Source organism: Bradyrhizobium sp. (genome assembly GCF_049586575.1).
GTDB lineage: Bacteria > Pseudomonadota > Alphaproteobacteria > Rhizobiales > Xanthobacteraceae > Bradyrhizobium.
The window spans coordinates 1-2,004 of record NZ_JBAVCF010000406.1; the positions used below are offsets into that span (position 1 = coordinate 1).

The 2,004-nt window shown below is 60.5% G+C and carries 1 protein-coding gene and 1 pseudogene; both read right to left on the minus strand.

Going from position 1 to position 2,004, the window contains the following annotated elements; genetic code table 11:
• Positions 1-318: 318 nt before the first annotated feature.
• Positions 319-1,746: an HlyD family type I secretion periplasmic adaptor subunit gene (locus WB528_RS16005; protein ID WP_423889386.1), complete on the minus strand. Its 1,428-nt coding sequence runs from the start codon at positions 1,744-1,746 to the stop codon at positions 319-321.
• Positions 1,733-2,004, minus strand: a pseudogene (locus WB528_RS16010) (type I secretion system permease/ATPase); the annotation flags it as partial. The gene WB528_RS16005 and the pseudogene WB528_RS16010, both read right to left, overlap by 14 nt.

The window sequence follows — 2,004 nt, forward strand, 5'->3', positions numbered from 1 at the left end:
GCCAATATTTAGATGGCGCAACTGTGCGGCATAATTAAAAAAATCCACCGAATCGATAAAAAAAATAAAGCCGCCATTGATTGCGATCCACCCCGCGACCAGCGCCGAAGCCGCCAAAATTGCTGAGCCGAATTTTCCGCCGGCCGTGCGCAAGATGGCCGCGCCAAGGTTTCTCATAAGCCCCACCGTTGGCGCTAACAATCGGGTCAACTATTCCCGTAATTTTTTCGAACTAGCACGTGCATGCATCCGGGTTCGGGCGCCATAGGGATGATGCCCACCAATGACAATTCGGTGGCGCTCCAGGTAGCGGTGGCGCTACCGCTCCCGCAATGCCTCTTCCTTATAGCGCATCAACGGCGACAAGAGGTAGCTAATGATCCGCCGTTCCCCGGTCTTGATTTCGACGGTGACCGCCATGCCGGGCGCGAGGTCCACCATCTTGTCGCCGATCTGCATCTGCGTGGTATCGAGCGCGACGCGGGCGTCATAGACGAGTTCCTGCCCAGGCGGCTCGCTGGAATCCTCGTCGATTTTTTTCTGCGGATCGTTCGGCTTGTCGCCGGGCTTTTGGCGCTCCATCGAGTCTTGCGACACGCTCAACACCTTGCCGTGCAGCAGGCCGTAGCGGCTGAAATTGAAAGTATCGATCTTGATCTGCGCGTCCTGCCCTGCTTCCACGAAGCCGATGTCGCGGTTTTGCACGCTGGCGTCGATCATGAGCTTGCTGTCGGCCGGCACAATGGCGAGCAGGGTCTGCGCCGGGGTGACAACGCCGCCGATCGTATGAACGGCCAGCTGCTGAACGGTGCCGTCGACCGGCGCGGTGAGCTTTTGCAGGGCGGCGCGATGCCTCGCCTTTACCAGATCCTCTCGGGCGTCGTGCGCCTTGCGCTGGGCGTCATCGAGTTCGCTGTAGCGGGTACGGCGAAATTCCGCCTCGGTCTGCGCCCGCGACTCTGTGATGGCCGCAAATGTCTCCTGCGCCTCGCGGCTCTTGCTCTTCTGCACCTCAAGTTCGTGCTGCTGCTCGACGTAGGTCTGGAGCAGTTCCAGATAATTGGCCTTCGAACCGGTCGAATGATTGTAAAGGGTCTCGACGATATCGAGGCGCTGCTTCAGCACCGGCAGGACCGCTTCGAGCTTGGCGACAGTGGCACTGCTGGTATCGAACTCCGCCTGCTTTTCCGCGCGTTGCCGCTCCAGAACCAGAAGCTTGGCGCGCTGCTCGCCGACCTGGTCGATGAGGAACTTGCGCTGCATGGCGACGAGATTTGCCGGCGCGTCAGGCGAAGGCTTGAAATTTTCGAACGGATCGCCGGGCTCCAGTTCCGCCTGCAGTCGCGCAATATCCAGCTCGGCGGCGGTGAGATCGCCCTGGGCGTGTCGAAGGTCCGCATCGTTCAGGGTCTGATCGAGCTGAACCAGAATCTGACCTGCCTTGACCTTCTGACCATCCTGGACGTCTATCGAGCGCACCACGCCGGTCTCGAACGGCTGAATAACCTTGGTGCGGCCGTCCGGGATGATCTTGCCTTGCGCCGACGCCACAATATCGACCTTGCCGACGCAGGCCCAAACAATCGCCAGGGCGAAGAGCCCCATGATGGTGTAGGCGATAATGCGTCCGGTCGGCGAGGCCGGCGTCTCGACGATCTCCAGCGCCGCCGGCAGGAAGGCGCGGTCATCGTCTTCCCAACGCGTCTTGGTGCGCAGATACAAGACCGCACCACTAAATGACTTCATGAATACCGGCCTGCATACGGTGAAGCTTGGCGTAAGGGCCGCCCAGCCTTATCAGCTCGTCGTGAGTTCCATCCTCGACCAGCCTGCCCCGATCGAGCGCGATGATGCGGTCGGTGCGCCGCACTGTCGACAGGCGGTGTGCGATGATGAACACCGTGCGGCCCCGCGCGATGTCCTTCATGTTGTCCTGAATAACACGCTCGCTCTCGTAATCGAGCGCGCTGGTCGCCTCGTCGAAGATCAAGATGCGCGGATCGG